Here is a 1,649-nt window from a genome sequence, read left to right as displayed (position 1 = left end):
TGCCGGATGTGAGGGCGAGGATGGCTCGGTATTTTCGGTCATAGGTTGTAGTCCTTCCAGGGATCAATATTCCCCGGCAGCTTTTCATTCACCTTGTCCACGACCGCGTCGCAGACCTGGTTTTCCAGCTGCGACAGAATGTCGTCAAGGCTGGGGAACTGGGGGAGGTTTATGCTGATTTTTTTGATTCGTGACAGACAGGACTGCAGGGATGAGGAAACATCGTTTTCACGTTGTGACCATGCATCCGCAGCTGCACGTGCTCGCTCATATCCTGTATTACTACCGGCCTGTGCCGCGCTACCCGCACGACAGGTTGCAGCACTTGCCGTGGATGAAATCAGGATAAGGCCGAGCACGGCAACCAGAGACTTATGCATGTTCATATGGCTTCCTTACCGGCTCATCGGCCGGGGCTGTGGGAGAGATCCTGATGCAGAGTTTTTTCCTGCCTGTCCTCCGGCTTTTGGCTGTTGGACCACTGCTGCCATGACTGCTCGAAGCCCAGGTTCCGGTACAACGCATCAGGTTGTTTTTCCGGCGTGTAGACAGCAGCAAAAAGCGGTTCTTCCCGGGTTTTCAGATGAAACTGCATAAGCTCCGGTGCAGGGCGATTCGTGCTGTCAGCATCGTGGTTTACCGCTTCACCATAACCTGCAAAGCGTAAACCTTTGTCGGTCAGCGCATTGATAACCAGCTGACTGTTGTCGGCTGATGGGGTGGCCAGTGCCGGATACAATGTGCCGTTCAGCCGGACCACACCCTGCAGATGTTCATCGGCACTCTGGACAAGTAGCAGGTTGAGTTCACGCGTATCCTTATCCACTGATCCCAGAACAGGTGTCAGCTTGTCAGGGGCTGCGCTGGTTATTTCTGTTACCTGATTTGCGTTCTGTGGCGCGGAGACCGGATGTCGGTCTTCACCGATAAACAGATGTGAGCCGACGTTTTCTGGCATACGTAACGCTTTCATCTCTTCGGGCCACCCCTGGCTGATTTGCGCAGCCACTTTCATAAAGGTTTCGACCGGAATCGCCTGAATACGCTGACCTTTATCCGGATTATCATGTGATACCGAGATCCCGTTGGTAACTGACTCCATGGACCACTTATTCCGGAAACGTGCTTTTTGCTCTCCCGGGAGGATGAATTGTTCGCGGTTCTGAAGTGTCAGTGTCACCACGTCACCTTTCTGATGGTTTTTGACCAGACTTTCCAGTTGTTCCCCCCAGTAGAGTTTGCTGCCACTGCGGTTTTTAAGCTCAACAAAGAAACTCTCTCCTTTGCCGGGTGCATATTCAGCACGACCAAAATTGTGCAGTACGGCAGTCACGCTCTCTCCCGGGCGAAGTTTTCCTGGTGGTTCTTCACCTTGTGCCGCATCTGCCGTTTTGCCAGGTTCAGCCGGTGATGATGCAGGGACGGTGCTGACGGTTGATGCTTCAGGGGCTACTGGGGACGCCGGGGATTGTGTGGCTTCTTTTTCCTGAACAGGGTCTGGGACTGCTGGTTGTTCAGGGGTATTCCGGTTAAGTTCCGGTGTTGGCTTATGGGTGACAACAGTATCCTTACCGACAGCCATTTCCTTGCGTAATTTTTCGAGCGCCGCTCGCTGATCCGGGAATTTCATGCGCACTTTGATGTTGTGC

1 protein-coding gene and 1 pseudogene are annotated in these 1,649 nt (G+C 53.3%); both read right to left on the bottom strand.

The window, feature by feature from the left end; translation table 11 throughout:
• Positions 1–38: 38 nt before the first annotated feature.
• Entirely contained in the window at positions 39–386 is a 348-nt protein-coding gene (locus RTW80_RS24895) for a conjugal transfer protein (RefSeq protein ID WP_001055900.1), read from the bottom strand.
• 17 nt (positions 387–403) lie between these two features.
• Positions 404–1,649 (bottom strand): annotated as a pseudogene (locus RTW80_RS24890) (DNA primase); the annotation flags it as partial.

Origin of the sequence: Escherichia sp. AM3, assembly GCF_032029835.1 — a bacterium.
Classification (GTDB): domain Bacteria; phylum Pseudomonadota; class Gammaproteobacteria; order Enterobacterales; family Enterobacteriaceae; genus Escherichia; species Escherichia coli.
Note: the sequence above shows the minus strand (reverse complement) of the source record. Positions and strands in the feature narration are given on the sequence as shown.

Excerpts from the sequence above, each read along its gene's own strand:
- RTW80_RS24895 (WP_001055900.1), bottom strand. The coding sequence starts at position 386 with ATGAACATGCATAAGTCTCTGGTTGCCGTGCTCGGCCTTATCCTGATT.